1 protein-coding gene is annotated in these 513 nt (G+C 30.4%); it reads right to left on the minus strand.

The window, feature by feature from the left end:
* A partial coding sequence (locus tag ABD927_RS24505) for a transposase (RefSeq protein WP_345252507.1) occupies positions 1 to 513 on the minus strand: 513 nt, incomplete at both ends.

The raw sequence follows: 513 nt of genomic DNA on the forward strand, positions 1-513 counted from the left end.
AATCTTGTTCAACACATACAGGTTTATCTCCTGTGAAGTTTTCTATTTTTAATGTAGACTTTATTTCTTTGTATTTTGTTTCTATACCCCACCTCAAGAAATAGAGTTCTTTAAAATCATCTTCTGTAAAATCGATTGAAAAGATATTCGTTGCGATGGTTTCGATTTCTCCAGTATCTAAAGGAAATTTTACAACTCTTACTTTAGATACTTTTTTCTCCCATTCATACTCAATTATGTGATCCCCCAAAGGAGCTTGTGATATTACCTTTAAAACACCATTTTTTTGACCGCTTCTCATTACAAAATAACCTTCATTTTCTTCAAAAAGACGATATATTTTTCTGGAACTATATCCTCTATCAAAAATAATTAGATTTTTATGCTTTTTAAACCCTTCCGTTTGAATAAAACTACTTATCAACTTTTCGGCCTGCGGTTTTTCACCAATTCCTCTATTCTCAAAGAGGACATCAATAATTAAATCATTTAATACATCATATAAAGCGGATG

Source organism: Pigmentiphaga soli, assembly GCF_039541095.1.
GTDB classification, from domain to species: Bacteria; Pseudomonadota; Gammaproteobacteria; order Burkholderiales; family Burkholderiaceae_B; genus Pigmentiphaga; species Pigmentiphaga soli.